The 1,949-nt window shown below is 55.1% G+C and carries 1 protein-coding gene, 1 tRNA gene and 2 pseudogenes; all 4 read right to left on the bottom strand.

Going from position 1 to position 1,949, the window contains the following annotated elements; genetic code table 11:
* Positions 1–217 (bottom strand): annotated as a pseudogene (locus tag BLX41_RS33595) (50S ribosomal protein L25/general stress protein Ctc); the annotation flags it as partial.
* 139 nt (positions 218–356) lie between these two features.
* Complete coding sequence (locus tag BLX41_RS10555) at positions 357–1,298, bottom strand: ribose-phosphate pyrophosphokinase (RefSeq protein ID WP_003171603.1); 942 nt, start codon at positions 1,296–1,298, stop codon at positions 357–359.
* 48 nt (positions 1,299–1,346) lie between these two features.
* Positions 1,347–1,421, bottom strand: a tRNA-Gln gene (locus BLX41_RS10550).
* Between the two features lie 37 nt (positions 1,422–1,458).
* Positions 1,459–1,949 (bottom strand): annotated as a pseudogene (locus BLX41_RS35025) (4-(cytidine 5'-diphospho)-2-C-methyl-D-erythritol kinase); the annotation flags it as partial.

Below are 1,949 nucleotides of genomic sequence, written 5' to 3'. Positions count from 1 at the left end.
GCTTGGTGCCACCAACGTTCAGTTCGATGATGTGGCTGTAGGCAGCTTCGTTTTCCAACAGCTTGGCCACTTCTTTGGCCAGCATGCTGATGGATTCAGGGGCTTTGTCGCCACCGTAAACTACAGCTGGAACCAGGCTTGCGAGACGACGCAGGCGGCGGCTCGCACCTTTCCCCAGGTCGGAACGCACTTCAGCATTCAGAGTAAAATCGTTCATGTTGTATCTCCAAAATAACCACACTCGCCCCAGCGTTTGCGACCAGCGCTAAAGGCGATATGGGCAAAAAAGCCCCGTCCCAACACAGGTTGGGACGGGGCGCTTTTCGTCATCGGGATGTTTTGCCAGGGACTAGCCCTTAGCGGAACATCGCGCTGATCGATTCTTCATTGCTAATGCGGCGGACCGCCTCGGCAACTACCGGTGCAATATCCAGTTGGCGGATACGCGCACAGGCTTGTGCTGCAGCGGACAGCGGGATGGTGTTGGTCACCACCAGCTCGTCCAGCACGGAATTTTCAATGTTCTCGATGGCCCGACCCGACAGCACAGGGTGTGTGCAGTAGGCAAAGACCTTGGCTGCGCCATGCTCTTTCAGGGCCTTGGCCGCGTGGCACAGGGTGCCGGCGGTATCGACCATGTCATCGACCAGAATGCAGGTGCGTCCTTCGACGTCGCCGATGATATGCATCACTTCGGAGTGATTGGCTTTCTCACGACGCTTGTCGATGATCCCGAGATCCACGCCCAGGGACTTGGCCACGGCACGTGCACGCACGACGCCGCCAATGTCCGGGGACACGATCATCAGGTTTTCGAAACGCTGGTCTTCGATGTCATCCACCAGAACCGGGGAGCCGTAGATGTTATCTACCGGAATATCGAAGAAGCCCTGAATCTGGTCAGCATGCAGATCAACCGTGAGAACACGGTCGATGCCGACTACGGTGAGCATGTCAGCCACGACTTTCGCGCTGATAGCCACACGTGCGGAACGCGGACGGCGATCCTGACGGGCATAACCAAAATAAGGAATAACAGCAGTGATACGAGTTGCTGAGGAACGGCGGAAGGCGTCGGCCATCACCACGAGTTCCATCAGGTTATCGTTGGTCGGAGCGCAAGTCGGCTGAATAATGAAGACGTCTTTACCGCGGACATTTTCATTGATCTCGGCAGTAATTTCGCCGTCGGAAAATTTTCCAACAGAAATGTCACCGAGAGGGATATGCAGCTGACGTACGACACGCCGAGCCAGATCGGGGTTAGCGTTCCCCGTAAAGACCATCATCTTGGACACGCGCAGTACCTGAAGGCTGAGGGTATACCTGGATGAGTATAAGGAAAATGGCAGGGGCGGCTGGATTCGAACCAACGCATGGCAGGATCAAAACCTGCTGCCTTACCGCTTGGCGACGCCCCTGTATCTGTTGCTTCGAGTGCCTGGCACTCGGTTCCTTTTAGAGCAGACTCTGTAGCTTGCGATGCAACATCGAAACGTTGCTTCCCTTTGCTACAAACCCTGTAAGGGTCTCTGTAAGAAGGGCCGAGACTTTATCAGCTTCAGCTTTGCTTGGGAAGCCCCCAAACACACAACTTCCAGTTCCAGTCAGTTTTGCTTCGGTAAATTTACCTAGCAAATTCAATGCGTTACGAACTTCTGGATAACGCCTTGCGACTACCGGAAGGCAGTCATTTCTGCTGTTTCCCTTGGGAACGGGGCGCACTTTAATGGGCGCAGTGTCACGTGTCAACAGCGGATCTGAAAAAATTTCTGCTGTACTAACAGACACTTGCGGGACCAGTACCAGATACCAGGGTTCTTCGGGGTATTCGGGGGTGAGTTTTTCCCCGACGCCTTCTGCAAAGGCTGCATGGCCACGTACGAAAACCGGGACATCGGCGCCCAGGGTCAGTCCGAGTGCTGCCAGGCGGTCTTCGTCCCAGTCCA

Origin of the sequence: Pseudomonas protegens (assembly GCF_003732485.1) — a bacterium.
In the GTDB taxonomy this organism is placed as follows: Bacteria; Pseudomonadota; Gammaproteobacteria; order Pseudomonadales; family Pseudomonadaceae; genus Aquipseudomonas; species Aquipseudomonas protegens_B.
The sequence above is the reverse complement of the archived record's forward strand: the minus strand, read 5'-3'. Positions and strand labels throughout refer to the sequence as shown.